This window comes from Catalinimonas alkaloidigena (assembly GCF_029504655.1).
Classification (GTDB): Bacteria; Bacteroidota; Bacteroidia; order Cytophagales; family Cyclobacteriaceae; genus Catalinimonas; species Catalinimonas alkaloidigena.
Window position 1 is genome coordinate 79865 of record NZ_JAQFIL010000003.1, and the last position, 18162, is coordinate 98026.

The 18162-nt window shown below is 39.7% G+C and carries 25 protein-coding genes; all 25 read right to left on the minus strand.

Features of this window, described 5'->3' with window-relative positions; genetic code table 11:
- The 25 genes from OKW21_RS32040 to OKW21_RS32160 all read right to left on the minus strand — a co-directional run bounded on the left by OKW21_RS32040 (window position 1) and on the right by OKW21_RS32160 (window position 17979).
- Window positions 1-1086, minus strand: coding sequence for a cytochrome c oxidase subunit II (locus OKW21_RS32040; protein WP_277488126.1), 1086 nt, complete (start codon window positions 1084-1086; stop codon window positions 1-3).
- A gap of 103 nt (window positions 1087-1189) precedes the next feature.
- The gene (locus tag OKW21_RS32045; RefSeq protein WP_277488128.1) at window positions 1190-1519 is read right to left on the minus strand and encodes an iron-sulfur cluster assembly protein; all 330 of its coding nucleotides are present in this window, start codon (window positions 1517-1519) and stop codon (window positions 1190-1192) included.
- A gap of 142 nt (window positions 1520-1661) precedes the next feature.
- Window positions 1662-1988, minus strand: coding sequence for a DMT family transporter (locus tag OKW21_RS32050; RefSeq protein ID WP_277488129.1), 327 nt, complete (start codon window positions 1986-1988; stop codon window positions 1662-1664).
- A gap of 54 nt (window positions 1989-2042) precedes the next feature.
- Window positions 2043-2507, minus strand: coding sequence for a hemerythrin domain-containing protein (locus OKW21_RS32055; protein ID WP_277488131.1), 465 nt, complete (start codon window positions 2505-2507; stop codon window positions 2043-2045).
- A complete protein-coding gene (locus tag OKW21_RS32060; protein WP_277488132.1) occupies window positions 2504-2842 on the minus strand; it encodes a carboxymuconolactone decarboxylase family protein in 339 nt (112 codons plus the stop codon). Before OKW21_RS32060 ends, OKW21_RS32055 begins: the two co-directional genes overlap by 4 nt.
- A 22-nt stretch (window positions 2843-2864) precedes the next feature.
- Window positions 2865-3179, minus strand: coding sequence for a phosphoribosylpyrophosphate synthetase (locus tag OKW21_RS32065; protein ID WP_277488133.1), 315 nt, complete (start codon window positions 3177-3179; stop codon window positions 2865-2867).
- Window position 3180: 1 nt separating this feature from the next.
- Entirely contained in the window at window positions 3181-3549 is a 369-nt protein-coding gene (locus OKW21_RS32070; RefSeq protein ID WP_277488134.1) for a DUF488 domain-containing protein, read from the minus strand.
- A 3-nt stretch (window positions 3550-3552) separates the two neighbouring features.
- The gene (locus tag OKW21_RS32075; protein ID WP_277488135.1) at window positions 3553-3876 is read right to left on the minus strand and encodes a cupin domain-containing protein; all 324 of its coding nucleotides are present in this window, start codon (window positions 3874-3876) and stop codon (window positions 3553-3555) included.
- Window positions 3877-3898: 22 nt separating this feature from the next.
- Entirely contained in the window at window positions 3899-4612 is a 714-nt protein-coding gene (gene ric / locus OKW21_RS32080; RefSeq protein ID WP_277488136.1) for an iron-sulfur cluster repair di-iron protein, read from the minus strand.
- A gap of 44 nt (window positions 4613-4656) precedes the next feature.
- Window positions 4657-5574 carry a tryptophan 2,3-dioxygenase family protein gene (locus OKW21_RS32085; protein ID WP_277488137.1) on the minus strand — a complete coding sequence of 306 codons (918 nt, stop codon included), beginning with the start codon at window positions 5572-5574 and terminating at the stop codon, window positions 4657-4659.
- A complete protein-coding gene (locus OKW21_RS32090) occupies window positions 5574-6005 on the minus strand; it encodes a hypothetical protein (protein ID WP_277488138.1) in 432 nt (143 codons plus the stop codon). Before OKW21_RS32090 ends, OKW21_RS32085 begins: the two co-directional genes overlap by 1 nt.
- A 78-nt stretch (window positions 6006-6083) precedes the next feature.
- Entirely contained in the window at window positions 6084-6392 is a 309-nt protein-coding gene (locus OKW21_RS32095) for a group III truncated hemoglobin (protein WP_338130126.1), read from the minus strand.
- The gene (locus tag OKW21_RS32100; RefSeq protein WP_338130127.1) at window positions 6392-6832 is read right to left on the minus strand and encodes a cytochrome C; all 441 of its coding nucleotides are present in this window, start codon (window positions 6830-6832) and stop codon (window positions 6392-6394) included. Before OKW21_RS32100 ends, OKW21_RS32095 begins: the two co-directional genes overlap by 1 nt.
- A complete protein-coding gene (locus OKW21_RS32105; protein ID WP_277488139.1) occupies window positions 6819-7088 on the minus strand; it encodes a hypothetical protein in 270 nt (89 codons plus the stop codon). Before OKW21_RS32105 ends, OKW21_RS32100 begins: the two co-directional genes overlap by 14 nt.
- A gap of 12 nt (window positions 7089-7100) precedes the next feature.
- A complete protein-coding gene (locus OKW21_RS32110; protein WP_277488140.1) occupies window positions 7101-7337 on the minus strand; it encodes a hexameric tyrosine-coordinated heme protein in 237 nt (78 codons plus the stop codon).
- Between the two features lie 5 nt (window positions 7338-7342).
- Window positions 7343-8356 (minus strand): cbb3-type cytochrome c oxidase subunit II, encoded by a 1014-nt coding sequence (locus OKW21_RS32115; protein ID WP_277488141.1) that lies wholly within the window; start codon window positions 8354-8356, stop codon window positions 7343-7345.
- Window positions 8349-10112, minus strand: a complete 1764-nt coding sequence (locus OKW21_RS32120; protein WP_277488142.1) for a cbb3-type cytochrome c oxidase subunit I — start codon at window positions 10110-10112, stop codon at window positions 8349-8351. Before OKW21_RS32120 ends, OKW21_RS32115 begins: the two co-directional genes overlap by 8 nt.
- A gap of 100 nt (window positions 10113-10212) precedes the next feature.
- Window positions 10213-10647: an RrF2 family transcriptional regulator gene (locus OKW21_RS32125; RefSeq protein WP_277488143.1), complete on the minus strand. Its 435-nt coding sequence runs from the start codon at window positions 10645-10647 to the stop codon at window positions 10213-10215.
- A gap of 151 nt (window positions 10648-10798) precedes the next feature.
- Window positions 10799-11401: an HdeD family acid-resistance protein gene (locus tag OKW21_RS32130; RefSeq protein WP_277488144.1), complete on the minus strand. Its 603-nt coding sequence runs from the start codon at window positions 11399-11401 to the stop codon at window positions 10799-10801.
- A gap of 358 nt (window positions 11402-11759) precedes the next feature.
- Window positions 11760-12788, minus strand: coding sequence for a rod shape-determining protein (mreB, locus tag OKW21_RS32135; protein WP_277488145.1), 1029 nt, complete (start codon window positions 12786-12788; stop codon window positions 11760-11762).
- Window positions 12789-12882: 94 nt separating this feature from the next.
- Window positions 12883-13275, minus strand: coding sequence for a GreA/GreB family elongation factor (locus OKW21_RS32140; protein ID WP_277488147.1), 393 nt, complete (start codon window positions 13273-13275; stop codon window positions 12883-12885).
- A gap of 157 nt (window positions 13276-13432) precedes the next feature.
- Window positions 13433-13921: a hypothetical protein gene (locus OKW21_RS32145; protein WP_277488149.1), complete on the minus strand. Its 489-nt coding sequence runs from the start codon at window positions 13919-13921 to the stop codon at window positions 13433-13435.
- A gap of 133 nt (window positions 13922-14054) precedes the next feature.
- Window positions 14055-15116 carry a response regulator gene (locus tag OKW21_RS32150; RefSeq protein ID WP_277488152.1) on the minus strand — a complete coding sequence of 354 codons (1062 nt, stop codon included), beginning with the start codon at window positions 15114-15116 and terminating at the stop codon, window positions 14055-14057.
- Window positions 15109-16851, minus strand: coding sequence for a sensor histidine kinase (locus OKW21_RS32155; protein WP_277488155.1), 1743 nt, complete (start codon window positions 16849-16851; stop codon window positions 15109-15111). The genes OKW21_RS32150 and OKW21_RS32155 overlap by 8 nt, the downstream gene beginning before the upstream one ends.
- Before the next feature lie 135 nt (window positions 16852-16986).
- Entirely contained in the window at window positions 16987-17979 is a 993-nt protein-coding gene (locus OKW21_RS32160; protein WP_277476649.1) for an IS4 family transposase, read from the minus strand.
- Window positions 17980-18162: the final 183 nt, after the last annotated feature.

Sequence of the window (18162 nt, forward strand, 5' to 3'; positions counted from 1 at the left end):
CTAAAAATATATGTTTTCTAATAATGATGCAGTACTTCCCGGAGTAGACTCCTCATCTCCTTTCGCTTTCTTTTTTGCCAGTTCTTTTAGCTCATCAGGTACTACTGAAAGATATTCCGGATTCTTAGAAAGCCAGCTTTCCTGATTTTTATACCATTCATTAAAATCTTCTTCTTCCTCTACCACCACAATAAAACGCATGGCGAAATGGCCGCGCCCACATACTTCTGCACAGGCCATTTCAAAATTAAAATCCGGATTACCCAGTTTTTGCCTCATCTCTTGAGTAGAATACTTAGCTACGAAATGAAACCTGGTCATCATGCCAGGTACTGCATCCATTTTCAACCGGAAATGAGGAATATATACGCTGTGAATTACATCTTTTGCCCTGATTTTTAGAAGTACCGGTTTTCCTTTGGGAATATGCAGTTGAAGAGCGGTAAAGTCGTCAAAACTCGCACGGTCAGTGAAGTCCAGGCCAAGGTTATTGACCGCGTCTATTAATTTGTAATCGTGCTCTCCTAATGTCCCATCTTCTCCCGGATACCTTACATTCCAGTTGAATTGCTGCCCTACTATTTCAATGACTACAGCATTATCAGGAGCTTTTGAAGTGATTTTGTTCCACGAACTCAAGCCTGCAATAAACATTACGATAAAAGTTATGGTAGGAACAATTGTCCAGGTAATTTCAAGCTTGTTGTTATAGGGATAGAAAAATGCCTTTCGTCCGGGCCTATATCGGTATCTGTAAGAAAAATAGAAAAGTAAACCCTGAGTAATTACGAAAACAAAGCCAGTAATATACATGGTAATCCAAAACAGCTGATCAATCCAATCCCCGTGGACAGAGGCGGACTCCGGCAAGAAATGCTCAGAAGCTCTATTGGAATACCAGAATATGAGTCCCATGCCGCCCACCAGAAAGACGATCATCATTACAGCGTTGAGTTGGTTACTACTATCTATATTCTCTTTTATTTCTCCTTTGCTTATTAGAGAAATTAGTGTAGTCGTACGAAAGACCAGGTAGATGATGATGAGAAAAAGTCCAAAACTGATAGCTATTAAAAGTTTTTCCATACTAAAAATCTGTTGCCAGGTTTGTTTAAAAAATTGTCGTCAATAAGAACTGGCTTGCCTGTTCCTTAAATGATGAATATGCAAAATAACCTATATCATAATTTTACAGGAAACCCAGCTCAAGCTTACCTGCCTCCGACATCGTCTCAAAGGTGTATGGAGGGTCAAAAGTGAGTTCTACATCTACGGTTTCCACTTCTTTCAGGTCGCTGATAGCCAGTTCTACTGTCTGCACTATAGCTGCACCAGACGGACAGGCAGGATTGGTAAGCGTCATTAATACTGATACTTTTTTGATAACGATTTCTACATGATAGATTAGCCCCAGTCCCAGCACATCCAGAGGAATTTCCGGGTCAAAAACTTTCTTCAGTTGCCCGACTACCAATGCTTCTAAGCCTTTATCGTCTGATAATATTTTTGCGTACGCCATGTGATTCATACTTTGTACTCAAATAAATATCAATATAAGAAAATAAAAAGTTAAAAAGGTCTTTATATATTTTATTTACCTTTACATATGCTTAACCTTGCTTTTCGCTAGAAGATTGGCAGTATGTGCTTTACTAGTCCATTCAATTTGATACTAACTTCAGCCCGATGATTGAAGCAATTAAAGTGGTGATAAAAAACAGTCTCCAAAAAGTAGCAGGTTCTTTGAATACCAGAATTCCGACGAGCACCGTTCCTACGGCTCCTATTCCTGTCCACACGGCATAAGCGGTTCCTATGGGCAATGCTTGAGTTACTTTTACGAGCAGGTACATGCTTATTCCTAAGCATATTAAAAATCCAATGTACCAATATGTTGTTTCAGTTCCGGTGCTTTCTTTTGTTTTTCCAAGACAAGCTGCAAAGCACACTTCAAATAATCCTGCTATTATTAACAAAACCCAGTTCATATTTTATCCTTTTCTATTCACATTTAAGTTGAAACTGTTTGTTCCAATTAAACATTATTTCCAGAATTCATCTTCAGTATTTTCCTGAAATTTTGTTTCAGAATGATGTTTATCAATTAGTTTCAACTGCTCCTCTGAAGCTACATTTTGAATTTCATTAAACAGAACACGTTCTTCAAAGCGGATATGGGCTTCCAGTTCTTCCTCTATGCGGTTCAGTGACTTCTCCACCTCTTCATCATTCTCAAATAGCCTTGTTAACCTTCTGTGTTCGGCAAGGGCTTTTTTTACCAGTTCATGCTCATCACCAAGCACAGGAAAAACATGCTTTTCTTCAATCTTAAAATGGGGTTTGATGTGGTTCTCAAAAAACCAATCAGCATATTTTTTTATTCGCTTTACTTCAACTCTCTTTCTAAAACTTGATCTGATTTTCCAGCATAGAAGCAGGCTATGATGATGCTCACGGCTTAAAGGTTGTAAGGATTTATCGCGTTTTATTGGTTTTGAAGTTTTCATTTTTCTTCCATTTCATTAATAGCAATATTTGCATGAGCAGTAGCCGCACCAGCACGCATTTCCGCTGCTACCCAGATGGCCTCCATGATCTCTTTTTTACTAGCTCCTTTCTTCATTGCTTGTTTGGTATGCCCTTTAATGCAATAAGGACACTGCGTCACATGCGCAATTGCCACAGCAATAAGCTGCTTGGTTTTTTCATCCAGGGTTCCCTCTTTAAAAACCGTACGGCTAAAATTCTGCCAGGCATTCATTACTTCTGGTGCCAGCGTTTCTTTCATCTTTGTAATTTCCCGTGTAGCAGGGAGAAAGAAAGGCTTCTCATCTTTGTCCATATCTTATTCTGTTTAATGTAAGTTAAATTATATGTCTGCTCAAACGCTCTACAATCTTGGAAGAAGTGGCATCTGAGTAAATGCCAAAAGCATTGACTACAATGCCTTTTGTTTGGTGTATGTCTGATGAAATGGCATATACAATCATTTGATCTCCCGGATCTGTCATTCCTTCAAAACGATGAATTTCATCAATTTTAAATTCATCGGGTGCAAGTCTTAGCGAAGTTTTTTTGCATATTAAACAGTCATTTTCTTTATAAAGAGAAAAGTCGGTAGTGTACCCTCTTTTTATAAGGTCGTTTACTGCCTCGCTTACTGTCTCATAAGTATTCATATTAAATACTGTTATTTAAAAAATTTAGTAACACCACAGCATGGTTCATTTTCGTGTCTTTCGCTGCATAAAGTAAAGTCAACTTTTGACTGTCTGCAACAGCAAGAATTTTTTGTAAAGTTTCTCTTTTATCCGAGAGCTCTTCCCTATATTTCGCTGAAAACTCATCAAATTTTTCAGCTTCATGGCCAAACCATTTTCTTAATGAAGAGGAAGGTGCTATCTCTTTCATCCATGCATCAAGTTTAGCATCCTTTTTTTTAATTCCTCTCGGCCAAATACGGTCAATAAGAATCCTGTAACCATCATTCTTGGAATACTCTTCGTATATTCTCTTAATTTTTAAATTACAATTAACTGTATCCATCATGAGTCAATTCTCAATAGCTCCAATTAATAACAAACATTCATCACTTGTATTATTAATAATAGCGTGCTTGGTGTTAACAGGGAAAATGTAAAAATCTCCAGGTTTGCTCGTGTAGTGCTGATTTTCTATCACAATAATTGGGTTACCTTCAATGATATGAGCATATTCGGTTTTGCTGGGATGAAGATGCTCCGGATAAGTAGCTACGGGATCAATCCTGACCAGTTTAACGCTTCCTTTTTCCTGAGCAATAAGCTCTTTTCCATAAAACCCTTTTATTTTACTTTTTGTCCACTCAAGTTGCTCCTGTTTAATTTTATGTTTCATGCTTATCTTTTTTTGGTCCAGTTTAATGATCTAACTTTTTCTCCAAGGCAAGAGCTTTGGGAAATAAAATATTGTTCTCCAAATGAATGTGCAGATGTAAATCCTCTTCAAACTCTTTTAATAATGCGTAAGTCAAAATGTAAGTATTACAGGCGTCAGTTGGTGGAGCATACTGATCTGTTAGTGAACTAATTTTGCGAAAACGTTCACCTTCAGTATCATGTTCATGAAGCATCATGCTTATGGGGTTTTGTACTGTTTTGAACAAAGGGCTACTAACCTGGCCCTGTGTAGCCATCTTTTTGATAAATGGAAAAAGAATGAATTCTTCCTTCTTCATATGTTTGGTCAACTCACCTGCTCCTTCCATAAACTCTTTTTGTATTTTGTAGAGCTCTGGGTGATACTTGCCGTGAACATTACATACCTTATCAAGTAAAGGCTTAATCTGTTCTAATTTCTCTTCTACATATTTATGGTGTTTATACTGTATATAATCAACCAGTTGATCCAACGGCCAGCTTCTAAATTCGGGACCAGTGTCATCTTTTTGTTTCTTTATAGCTGCTAGGTCATTCAATATTTTTTCAAAATCAATTGGCTGGTCTTTACACGCTTCTTCAATAGTGCGGTTACCACGGCAACAAAAATCAATACCGTACTTTTGAAAAACTGTAGCTGTACGATAATCTGTTGCTACAATTTCACCTATCGTAGGATTCACTAACTTTTTCATAACCATTTTTTTTTTCAAATTCTATTGACACAGTTTCCTTAAGTTCAGCATTTGCCCCAATTTTTAATTTCTTCTTCAGACCACAACAAAGGAAAAAACCTGCGCTGTTGATATTTAGGGTGTAGATATTTTCTCCATTTACTACCTCCAGTAGCTACCTTTTCTTCCCCTTTTGCATTAAGGTAATATTCGGCAGTATTTAAATGTACAAGCGGCCAATTAACATTAAATAAATAGTCAAAACGCCGTAATGCTTGATTCAATATTGGGGGTAATGAGCCTCCTATGCCTATTATTTTGTCTTCAAGTGTATGACCTTCCATCTGTTCTGCTAAATCTATAAGCTGATCAATGTATTTTTCTTCAAACATGCTTAAAGTATCCGTTTTCTCTCCGGTTTCAGGCTTAATTCCTGCACCTTTCCAGTAGATATGTTTAAAAAGCTTTTGAGTAGCTGCACTATTTGATATTAACTTTTTACCTTTTTGATTAAGAAGGTTTTCAAGTCGGGTACACCTCAATTCTATGAACCGGAATTGTACACTCTGAAAGCCACTTGCCGGTACCAATGATTTTCTGAATTGATTGTAGTCTTTATAATTCAAACCATAGCGCATGATGTCAAAAGAGTTGATCATTAGTTCAAGGTAGCGGTTCAGGCGATCAATTTTCTCAGAAAGTGTAGTTACATCTACAGATTCCTGTCCTGAAATTTGCTCTACCTCATGCAATATCATCTTCATAACAATTTCAGTAAGTTGATGATAAAGGATAAAAGTTACTTCATCTTTAAAATCTGTTTTGGGTTTTTGTAATGACAGCAATGTATCCACCTTCACGTAGTCCCAGTAAGTAACCTTTTTTGTCTTGGATAAACCCTCTGGAGGATTGAGATTATCATCCGAATTCTGGTAATTATTATTTATGTCTTTTCTAATTTCGCGTACAATCTCTTTGAGCATTATCTGATTATTTTGATGCCGAATATGAATAGGCTAATTACCTTGCAAACTTCAGCGACGATATAGTAAATATGGAGATCTGAAGGTGGTACCGCCAATCCCTGTATGTACATCTCAGCCCTGACATCCAGGGCAGGCAGCAACCAGAATGTCTGTATTACCAATAAAATGAGCGGAATGAATAAAAACATAAAGCTCGCCTGAAGTGTACCGCCTGATGATAACAAGCTGGTAATTACTGCAAAGGCAAGTACCCATTCTACCTTGTTCAATACATTAAATACCAGGCGACCGATGCCCAGGCCGATATGCAAGCTAACCCCGGGGGCTTTAAACTTAAGCCAGGCTTCCATAAAGCTGATAGCACAAACAAAGCCTATCCAGAGAAAAACTGAAGCAATTGCAAGCGGGTATTTTATTGCAGTGTTCATAGTATTGGCTTTTTCGGATTGTCCCTGTAATACTCAATTTTAAACAGAAACATCTCAGCCATTTTATTAGCCCGCCATTTAGCTTCTTCTGCTTTTTCTCCCTTGAAATATTCCTCCACAGTTGCATAAAATAAGGGTGAGCCATCGCTCAAAATGCGATCTGTCAACTTCCAGTCGGGCGTGGGGCACGAATGGGCTACCGTAATATGTATGCTCATCCAGCAAGACGGTCTGCCAAAACTTGTACATTTTTTCCAGGTGTTCCAGCCATCGCTTGCCAATTCGCTCATTAAAGACCGGTGCCAGTATCGCATCCTCACGGACTTTAGCATAAAAGCTGTCCACCAGCAGTTTGATATCTTCTAGGTGTAAAATGGTCTTTTTCATCAGAAAAATGATTGATAAAAATCAGGTGTCCAGTACATGATGAAGTAGAATATGGCAAAGCCAATGAATCCGATCACAATCGCCCATACCCAGGCAGGAATACCCTTGGGAGTTTCAGAGCCGGTGACCACAAAATGATCTCTACGTTCGCTGCCATAGGCATTGACTGTGATGGAAACCTTTTCATCCACTACCTCATTAGCCCTCAATCCTACAACTGCTATCTCCGGACCGTTGCGGACTTCAAAAGGGATTTCTTTTATCCCTTCTACATTGTTAGATGACTTGGCAACAATTTTAAGGCGGTGCTTTCCATCCGGAATTTTGGTGGTATCCAGCATAAATTTTACCGGCGGTTTGAATTCAGCAAAGGGAACATCCTCATCATCCAGAAATATCTTAATGACACGCTTATCTTCCAGGGTTTCAATATCTTTCATCTACTACAATATTTTTGATATGCCCGGGATGCTTTTCTCCGGGCTTGATAAGAAATTTGAGACTATAAAAAAGCGTAAACGAGACGATAACTATACCCACAATGATGATCACAAAATCCAAATCGCTCTGTGGGCCTGCACCATGCGTAATGTTCTGTAAAGGCTCAGGCTGATTCTGTTTGCATACCTCACAGGCGAGTGCCATTTGTGTGGGTAGTGTAAGTATCAAAAAAAGAATTAGAATAAGCTTTCTCATTTGATTTTGCTTTTACTTTCTCCAATAATTGTTTGCTGCCGCAATCGTCTGAAACTCAGTAGCGATCACCTGGGCAGAAGCAATAAGCTGCGCGGTATCTTCAGCATACTCCGACCTGAGCTTTTTCCTAAGCTCAGCATCCGTTTGTATGGCAGCAATAGATTTTCTTGCCAGCTTGATAGCGAGTTCGCGGCCTTCTATCGGTGTAGAAGTAATTAAACTTGGTAAATAGTTTTCTGCGTTTTCCATCGTATTTATGGTGTTTGGTTCATAACTAATTCACGGATCTTTTTCACATCTTCGGCGGTTAAAGATGGTGCATCATTACCCCAGCTTGAGCGTTCATGATTGGCAATGGCAGCAATTTCTTCATCACTTAGCTGATCAGCAAAGCCCGGCATTTGTGCGTACTCAGGCCGTGCGTCATAGCCTTGCAGTATGATACGCACCAGTAATTCAGGGTCTTCATCATTCACTACCGAACTACCTGCCAAAGGAGGAAAAGCACCAGGTAAGCCGGTACCCTCAGCCTGATGGCAAGCCGCGCAGGTTGATGTATAAAGGGACTGACCATCGGGCAAAGATGCTCCCTGATTGTCATTGTTTTCACTTTTTACATCTTCCAGCTTTTTGCGGGTAGAAGGAATAAAATCAACTTCCTGCTCAGTGGTTAGTGGTGCTTGTTTCAGTGATTGCAGGTAAGCGACCAGGTCCAAAGCCATTTTTGTAGGCACTATTTTTACACCCTCTTTTGAAAATTCTTCGGGAATGGCTAAAACCTGATCATTTTGGTTCACCTCACTTTTCTCTTCAAACAACCAGGGGTAAGAGGGCATAATAGATTCTTTGACTACAATACGTGGATTGTACAAGTGCAAAAGATGCCAATCCTCACTGGGCTGACGTTTCCCGATGTTAGTAAGGTCCGGGCCGGTTCTTTCACTACCCAGTACGGATGGTGATTGCCGCCACAGGCTCATTCGTTGCTTGCTATAGTAATAATCCGAAGGAATAGAGGGCCTGTCACCCCAAGTTTTGTCCATCTCTATACTCCTTACCTGTTGGGTATGACAAGCTACACAGCCTTCATTGACAAAGATGTGAAGGCCATTGGTTTCTGCTTCTGTCATGGGTTCCATGGTGGGCAATGGTGCAGTGTTTTCCTGCGACTGGTAGGCAGGAAATACAGCTACGCCCAGGCTCAAGATTAGGAATCCCAGAAAAGATACAAATACTAAACTTCTATGGTCTTTATGAAAATTAAACATGCTCTTTAGGTTCAGCTTGATTCACTTTTTTTGGTGTAATGTTTATAGGTTCAGTTACCTTTCTTTTTTTGACCATGTAATAGAAATTGTAGGCGAAAAGCAGGTGAGATATGAACATGAGGGTTCCGCCAATAGCCCGCCATACCCAGTATTGTCTCATCATAATCACCGATTCAATAAATGGAGCGTTTTCTACCCAACTCAGGCCTTTGAGCGTTCCCCCTGCCATAAGCGATATCATATAGGCAATTAATCCGATCAGTGCCAGCCAAAAATGGGCACCTACCAAAATCTGAGGTGGCTCTTTGACTGTTAGCCTGGGTAAAATTGCATAAATGCAGGCCCAGAGGATAAACGCGATGATGCCGTACATCGTCATGTGGGAGTGGGCTACATTGAAGTCTGTAAAATGCCAGATGTAATTGGTGAAGCGAAATGCCTGGAAACTGCCCTGGGCAGAACCCACAAAATAGAAGATCACGCCTATCAAAAAGAAAGGCAGCACATAGCTTTTGGAAATGTGGTTCCAGCTTCCTCTCATGGTCATCAAGAAGTTGGTAGTTCCGGCAATGACCGGGATAAACATACCCGCACTAAAAACAATCGCCACAGTCTGTAACCACCAGGGTAGGGGGCTGAATACAAAATGATGGGTGCCGATCATGGTGTAAAATAGCATCTGCGTCCAAAAAGCCAATACTCCCAGCGAATAAGAATAGATGGGTTTGTTGAGAGCAGAGGGCAGATAATAATATATGAGCCCCAGGGTAAAAGTCATGAACCACATACCGACCCCCTGGTGCATATAGTACCCCTGGATCACAGTCTCACCCAAACCGTTTTGAAAGTTGGGCAGATACCCGATAATCACCAGTACAATGGTCCAAACCATAGCACCCAGTATGTACCAATTGGATATGTAAATTTCAGATATTTTGCGGTTGGCCACCGTCTTATAAAAATTCAAGAAGTTAATGATGAGGCCAAGTGCGAAAAGTGACATCACCGGCCAGACATACTCTCTGTATTCCCCTCCACCATTATTGATACCTGACATCAGGCAAATATTACCGATAATTACAGTAAGGTTGATCAATACCAATGCCAGCCAACCCCAATTGTAGTTATATATTTTGGTGTTAGAGGTACGGGACACGACAAAGTACCCCAGGCCAAACATGGTGAGCGAAGTCCACCCCCAGAATACCGTATTGGTATGTACCGGACGAAGCCTGCCAAACGAAAGCCAGGAAGCACTATCCAGTTCCGGCCAGACGAATTTCATGCCTAAATATTGGCCTATGAATGTGCCAAATACCAGCCAAAACACCGCGGTTCCCAGATAGAAAATAATAAGCTTTTTCAGTTGGTCAGGTGTTTCAATGGCTTCTGCCGCACTTTTCTTTTCATCAGCGATGGGGTTTTCCGGCTTGTGGGTCACCTTATGGATCAAGCCCTTCTCGTCTGACACATCATAAGCACTACCTAATTCTTCCCCTTTCAATTGATATTTATGCGCCCTTTTACGCCTTTCCAGAATTGTGTCTATTTCGCTTTGTTCCAGATTGACCAGCTCTTCATTCCATTGCGACTTTTGTTTTCTGACTTGTTTATCTTTTTGTCTTCCAAGAAAACTATTCAACCTGGCCATCAGAATGAGTATGCCAACTACTATGACAATGACGATTAATACCAAGGTGCCGATCACTCCGGGGCTGGTCAGCCAATTCTCAGTATCAATGGTATTTGCTTGCAATAATAGGCTGTTTAGTTTGGGTAGGGGAAATAAGAATGTGATAAGGTAAATCATTATTTAATATATTAAGACCTTTTTATCCTATTTTTGAATAATTTTTTTATCTTTTTAAAAATGTTAGTCCTGTTTCTAAACCGGAGGCTAATTCAAATAAACTGGTAGTATTGAGCATATATTTTAGTTCATCCCTGATCCTGGCAAATTTGTCATGCACAGGGCAAGGCTGGGCAGCATTGCATTCTTCCAACCCCAAGCCACACCCCCTGTAAATATAATCGCCATCAATAGCATCAACGATCTGGCTTAAAGTGATCTGATCAATTTTCTTTTTTTCTATTTGAAACCCTCCTGCTGGTCCCATCACAGAACTTAGTATCTTACTTCTTACCAGTTGTTGGAGTATTTTAGCAGTAAACGCCAATGGCGATCCGATTTCATTAGCAATACCCTTCAGGCTTGTCCTTTTATCTTCCAGGGACTGTACTGCTACATAAATAGTAGCCCGGATTCCATATTCACAGGCTTTTGAAAACATATTCTCTCTGGTTTGGTAGAAAGGTAAAACAAAAAATTATATCGGACAAATTTATCCGATATAATTTTTTTAACCCTTAACTAATTAGGTAGGGTAGTTTCAAATCAACAAATAAAATTATTTACCCAGAGTTAAATTTACGGATTGAATACTACACCACCTTTTCATAAAATGCTTTGGTTTCGGGTTGAAAAACTCTGACCGGTTTATCTTTGAGGTACTTGCGTTTTTCTTTGAGCTGAAAATAAATATAGATAAAACAGCTTCCGTAAAATATGGCAAAAATTGCCAGCTCGTAGGTGGGGGATATCCACTGTATTGAACTATTGGCTAGCATGCTGGCCCCAAAGATGACGGCAAGGTTTCCTAAAATCACCATAACCTTCCACTCCTGCACAATTTGTTTGATCCTGCTAAAAGTGAGGACTTGAAAAACACCGGTCACAATGACCCAAAGTGCGATCAACTCCCAGAGAAGGTTAATTTGTGCTGCCGCAGAAAAAATAGCAAAGCTACCTATGAATAACTCTGTCACTCCTTTACCTAGAGGTGAGAATTTGTTGTTTTTTTGAGAGCTTATGTTTCTAATGATAATGATTAAGCCACTCAAAATCAAAAGAGATCCAAATGGGATGGCCAATGCATTGATTTCATCACCAGGATAACACAAAGCTACCAGGCCAAATGTAATAGCACCTATTCCCTTGTATATGAAGCTACTCTTATTTTTTATAAATTGTCTTTCCAACGTCATGATAAATGGCTTTAATGTTATAAAAAATTTATCCGCAAGCTTTGATGCGGGGCAATACCATCCGGAGTAAAAACTTGTTCACAAGTTAGTAAGGGGCAGCTTGTAGTAAAACGACTCATGTCATACATAATTGATGATCTTTGTCATTGAAAAGTTATTCTTATTAAAGCAGGTCTTATTCCAAAGAAGCAGCATGAGAAAGATGATAGGATGGTATGGAAAATTTGTCAATTTGGCGTTAGGTCAAATTTTTGCTACAAATTGATCCCATACGCCAAATTGAATAGTACTCTAAACTTCTCCGAGCTATTGACAAATATCATTCACTTTTTCATCATAAACTTTTAAAATAGTGTGGTTACTGGAATAACACAGCCTGATACAGTTTGGGGGAATGAATAACCCTGGCAATACCTCTGATCACGGACTGCAAAGCATCAACATCATGTTGTACCTGAAGCTTAGTTTTGGCTTTCAATCTTTGCTTAAGTCCACGTAACAAAGAACCTCCACCTGTCAGGTAAATTCCGTTTCCGTAGATATCACCAGCAAGTTCTGGCTCACAAGTTTCAAGTGCTTGTAGAATAGCATCTTCTATCTTACTGATAGTGCTATCTAAGATATTTGCTACTTCTGAGTGACCTATTTCTATACTCACCGGAAGTCCGGTCATCAGGTTCTTGCCTATCATCTGGTAGGGTTCGGGAACATCCTCAGGGGTATCAGTAGCTGAGCCGACTTTGATCTTGAGTTGCTCTGCTACCTTACTGCCAATAGACATGTTGTATCGCTTTCTGAAGTAATTTTGTATGTCTTCGTCAAAAGTATCTCCCGCTATTTTAATAGACTGATGGGACACAATGCCAGATAATGAAATAATCACAATTTCTGTAACGCCACCACCAATGTCTACCAAAAATTTACCATCAGGTTCCTGAATATCCAGCCCCATGCCAATGGCAGCTGCGATAGGTTCAAAGATGAGATATTTCCGGTGCGCTTTAAATTGTTCTAGCACATCTCGCAAAGCTCTTTTTTCCACTTCGGTAGTATCATAAGGAATACCTGCCACCACATTGTCAAAGCCATAAAAAAAGGAAGATCTGGAGTGATGGTTTTTGATCATTGACTTTACCATACAATTGGCCGAATCATAATCCATGATAACTCCACCTTTTAGTGGTTTTACAATTTTAAATTGCTCACTGGCTTTACCCAGCATATCATAAGCTTCTTGCCCTACTGCTTTCACAGCCTTTTTATCTTTATGCAATGCAATAAAGGAGGGCTGGGTAAAATAGTCACCTTCTTTTTCAGTAAAAATAGTATTACTGTTTCCAAGATCTAAGCCAAGGCTATTACCTCTTCTTAAGCTGATATTAAACATATTATATATGATGATTGGAATTGAAAAACCTGTCAGCCCGGATGATGAGAACAGCAGGAAATACAATACGGTTAATGCTACTTTTTACTTTAAATTATTCTTTATGTCCGGAATTAATGACTTGAAGTACTTTGTACTGCCTTACAGTTCCATGTACTTCCCATTCCACTGAGTCTCCTTCATGATATCCGATGAGTGCTACGCCTAGTGGAGAAAATATTGAAATTTTATTGTTTTTAGGGTTTACTTTACTGGGCACTACTAAAGTTATTTTAATCTCTTTTCCCAGTGTGTTCTCATACAATGTAACTTCCGAGTTCAGGCCAATTACGCCTTCTGGAATTTTATCTCCAGAGACAATATTAGCCTCTTTTAATTCTTCCACCAGTCTTGAATACGAATAACTGGATAGATTATGAGGATTATAATTGACAAATTTTGAGATCAAATCATAATCTCTTTCAGTGACTACAATCTTTTTTGACATTTTAGATATGCGTTAAATGGAATGATTTATTTTATATAATGGGTATTGTTCTGATTCTATTTAAAACAAGGGCTACCCCGGCGGGGGTTGCAACCCAGCCAGCGCGTCCCCTTATCTAGAATATCAGAATATCCTTTAGTGAAGCTTTTTTCAGAATTTATTTTACAATTCCTGTTGAAGTAAAAGTGTTATTGCTTTTTAAAAGAGAAGCATATTCCCATCCAATAACCACCAGTTTTCCGTTCCGTAGCTGCTCCAGATAGTAGGAAGTTTTCTTACTGCTCAAGCCATAGCCATTCAGGATTCCCATTAAGCCTCCCTCCAATGATCCCAAGGCTTTGCCATCAATTTTTTCCAGCAAAAGCGAGGATAAAGAACCAGCCACAAAAATTTTCCCTATCCCTGAAATGTCAAGGATATGGATTTTTGTAGAAGTCAAATGTGTAAAACAGGCTGAAACATGACAAAAATCCTCATCAGAAAAGCTGTTTATTTTTCCCAATACAGAAAGATGCTCCAGGGGAGGGTGGCGGTTTTTTAGGTTTCGGACCGAAGCCTCACCCTCAGCAAGTGTATTGCACACCTTTACATGCAGGTGTATCTTCCACTTATGCTCCAGATTATCTTTTAGAGGTACCTTGTTCATTATTAAGTTGAATATGAAATGCCTATTGATGAAGCAAAGAAAAGGCTAATTTCTCATATCTAATATGACCTACGTCTGAAAAAACATATGATTTATATCATCAAAAAAGTATAACGTCAAAATTGAAGCGCACTTATGACTTCACTTTTATTAATCCCTCCTTGTCCAGAATAGTGATCCCTTTTCTGTCAATAGTAATCAGGCTTTCTTCTTTGAAATCCGCCAAAGTCCTGATTACTGTCTCTTTCACTGTTCCGATCAGGCTGGCAAGGTCTTCTCTGGTTAAAGTGACTTCAGGGAGAGTTCCATCCTGTCTGGAAGATTGTTCACTTACCCTCAAGAGCACTTCGGCTACCCTTTGCCTCACTGAAAAATAAGACACCTGTAATAACTGCTCCTCTCTTTCCATCAGATTGTTGGAAAGCATTTTGATGAATTTGTTGGCTACGCTACGATTGCTATAGAGAAACTTAAAGAAATCCTCCTGGGGGATCAGGCAGACTTCTGTATCTTCTAAAGCTATGGCAGTTTCGGTATAAGTATCTTTCTCGCTGAGCAAAGGCATAAACCCAAAGAAATCCCCTGCCTGAAAAATCCCGGTAATGAATTCCTTACCATCTTCGGTAGTCTTGAAAGTTTTGGCCTTTCCTTTGCTTAGGAAGTAAAGCATATCAGCTTTGACGCCTTCCTGAAAAATGCCTTTTTTCTTTTTGTACGTCTTGATCTTTCTCTTTTTGGAGAGGTCTTTCAGTTCTTTATATTCACTGGCTTCTGTGTAAAATTCATTGAGCCCATTGATATTATTAGCGTATTCCTTCTTCAGGATTTCATTTTTGCGCAGACGACTTTCCACCGCATTCAGCAGCTCCATTTCTTCAAAAGGCTTGGTTAGATAGTCATCCGCACCCAGGTTCATGCCTTTGCGCACATCTTCTTTTTCTGCCCTGGCAGTGAGAAAAATAAAAGGAATACTGGCGGTTTCCGCTTTTTTACTGAGGATATGCAGCACTCCATAACCATCCAGGCCGGGCATCATAATATCGCAGATGATCAGGTCAGGTTGATGCTCGGTGGCCTTTTCTATGCCTAGCTTTCCGCTTTCAGCAGTGATTACCTCATAGTTCGCCAATTCAAGAATATCGGCGGTGGTTTCTCTGACATCAGCATTATCTTCTATCAATACTATTTTATGCATTTTCTTCCTGGTCTAAGGGTAGCGTGATTGTGAAAGTAGAGCCTTGCTCCAGTTTACTGTCAAAAGTAATTTCCCCATTCATAAGTTCTATGTATTTTTTGACAATGGGCAGTCCTAAGCCTGTGCCTTCAATATTGGTCACATTACGTGCCCTAAAAAACAGGTTGAACAAATTCTGCTGTTCATCTTCCGGTATACCAATCCCCTGATCTATAATCTTTACGGTGAGAGATGTATCATTAGTATTTATAATCAAGTCCACTGGTTCATTTGGTGGAGAATATTTAAGTGCGTTAGACAAAAGATTCAAAAAAACATTTCGGGTAAACTGCTTATCCAGATTGACCTGGATGGTTTCCTGATCGGAAGTAAGCTGTACTTCCTGTCCCGGCTTCTGTACATGCTGCAACTCCTGAACAATGGTTTCCATAAACTCCATCAGGTCAAAGATCTCTTTCTTCATCTGTAAAGCCCCTTCTTCCAACCTTCCCAGAGAAAGGAACTCATTGAGAATATCTATCAGGTTCTTTACGCTGGATTTAATGCGTTCCACATTTTTCAGCCTTTTATCTTCCTTCCCTGGCTCATTCAGGCGGGCAATCAGGTTGGCAGAAGACAAGATGGTGCTCAATGGCGTTCTGAACTCATGAGAGGCCATGGATACAAAGCGGGATTTTAGCTCGCTGAGTTCTTTTTCTTTTTTCAGGGCTTTAAGCATTTTCTGCTCAGTACTTTTTTGCTCGCTAATATTGGTAAAAACAAACATCACCAGGTTTACATCTAGGTGACCCTCATCCAACGGCATAGTGTTGACTTTGTAACTATTCGCTTTGTATTTGATCTCGTAAGAATAATGTCCACCATGAAAGGTTTTTTGCGCATAGGTGAGCATTTGTTTTTTCCATTCTGTAGAGAAGTTCTTCACCTGTTTTACAGAATGTCCTTCTACATTTTCTTTGCTCAACTCTATTTTTCGCAATTCTTCACCATCCAAAAATACAATCTGATAGTCCCGGTTGATGACCACAATCATCACTTTAGGAAAGTAGCGGGCAATTGCCACGTACAAAGCATAATTTTTCTTTGCCTGCGCATCTGCCTGCCGGGTTTCATGGATCTGGTATTCCAGGGAAAGGTTGGTTTCTACCAGTTTCTTCACCATAGCAGTCAACTCTCGAGTGCGCTCCTTTACTTTTTGTTCCAGTTCTTCAGTATACGTCCTCTGTCTAACCTCAGGTGTCAATACTGCATCTACTGACATTTTTTGCTCAATCACCGTAGCCGCCCAGTCCACACCGTTGATGATCAATGAAATCTCATCTTTTTTGGGCGATCTGAATTCCTTGAAAAAAAACACGAGTGCGCCTAATAATTTACCATTTAGTCTGGAATGAATGGGAGTGGCCCACCAGCCATTCTGAAGTGAGTAAGTACTATCTTTCCAAATAATTCTTTTGCTTATCGGTTCAAAAGATGAATTGCTGTTGATACCAGGCAACTGCTTGAATACCACAAGTTTGATAAGTTCCAATAAATCAGGTGACAGTGAGGGAGCAGCGCCTATTTGCCATTTTCCTGTGCTTTTGTCACCAACGAGTATAGAAACTAAAAACTCACTGGACTGGGCTTCTATCCACTTGATGATCTGCTCTAGTAATTCCTTTAGCGGGGCTTGTCGGGATATGCTTTTCTGAAGGTGGTTTTTCACAATATCAAAATCAGGCTTAGGGTTCATTAAATTATTTTTTGAAGTGAAAGAATAGCTCCAGACCTATGGGAATAAAATGATTTTAATCATCAAATGTGAGAGACTTACATCATTGTATCCTGATTTTTACTTTGCGTACTTTGTAATAACAATTCTAGTACTCTACCCGATGATATTTATCAGTTGATAATCGCAGGCCCCAGTTCGCTCTACTCTTCGCAGAAATAGTTTAAGCAGCCTATCAAAGTCAGCTTGATGCTTGCCTTTTAAATACTGCCGGAACCAATCTAACCCTCTGCGGAAAGTACTCTTGGCTGGATAGCCGTGCTTTTTGATCGCTACTTTTTGTGTTTTATCCAAGAACTCTCTGCCTAAGGACAGGCAAATAGCAAAAGCAATACACACTAAAGCAAATAGTTTTTTCCACTTGTCTAGACTTCGTAAATGTGAACCTTCCAATTTGAAACCGCGTCCTTTCAAACTTTGAAAGAAAACCTCTATGGTCCAGCGTTTGCGATATATGTGCGGAAGCTGCTTAGCAAAGTGAGTACCGATGACATACAACATTTCTCGGTTAGCCAGTCTTCTAATAGCTACATTAACTCTTACTCCATCCACAATAGCATTTTGAAAGTACCGTGTAGACTGGTGAGCCATTAATTCTTCGGCTTGGTAGGTTTCACCGTTACGCAAGGTGATAGTATGATGTTTAGGAACGCGGACACAGAAGGGAATTTCAGCCTTCTGAAGCCAAGTCAGCCACTGATGGCCGATAAATTCTCTATCCATAATGACTGAAGCGATGCGTGCTTTACCTAGCAGCCTTACACACTGCTTCAGTAGATCGATCCGATCTTGATAGTTGCTATTCCCACTTTTATTATCCAACATCTCAAAGTATAAAGGCAAGCCCACTTTACCTACACAAGCGGTGATACATAAAATATTAACCTGGCACTGGCCAAAATCCCATTCCGTACGGTCAAGACTCAGACTCACTTCTCCGGGGGGTAGAAACCTAGATAGAAGGGCCGCTACTTGTTGATAATCAAGAAGAGCATCTTTGAAAAAAGCTTGGATGCGCCGTTCATTTGAAGTCTCTCGTACTTCATCATTCAGTTCCGTAGCTAACTCACAGAATTGCACAGTGCGCATTTTGATAACTGTTTTTACAAACTGCCAGACAAATTTCTGTCGTGACAAATGGCGGACAACAGGAAAGGCATTCAAAGTTTTTTTATCTTTGATTCTAATAAATATTTCATGGTAAAGCTGAGTTTAGAGTGTATGGTAACCTCAAAATTCAGCTTTTCTTTTTCTTACTCAAAATCATCGGGT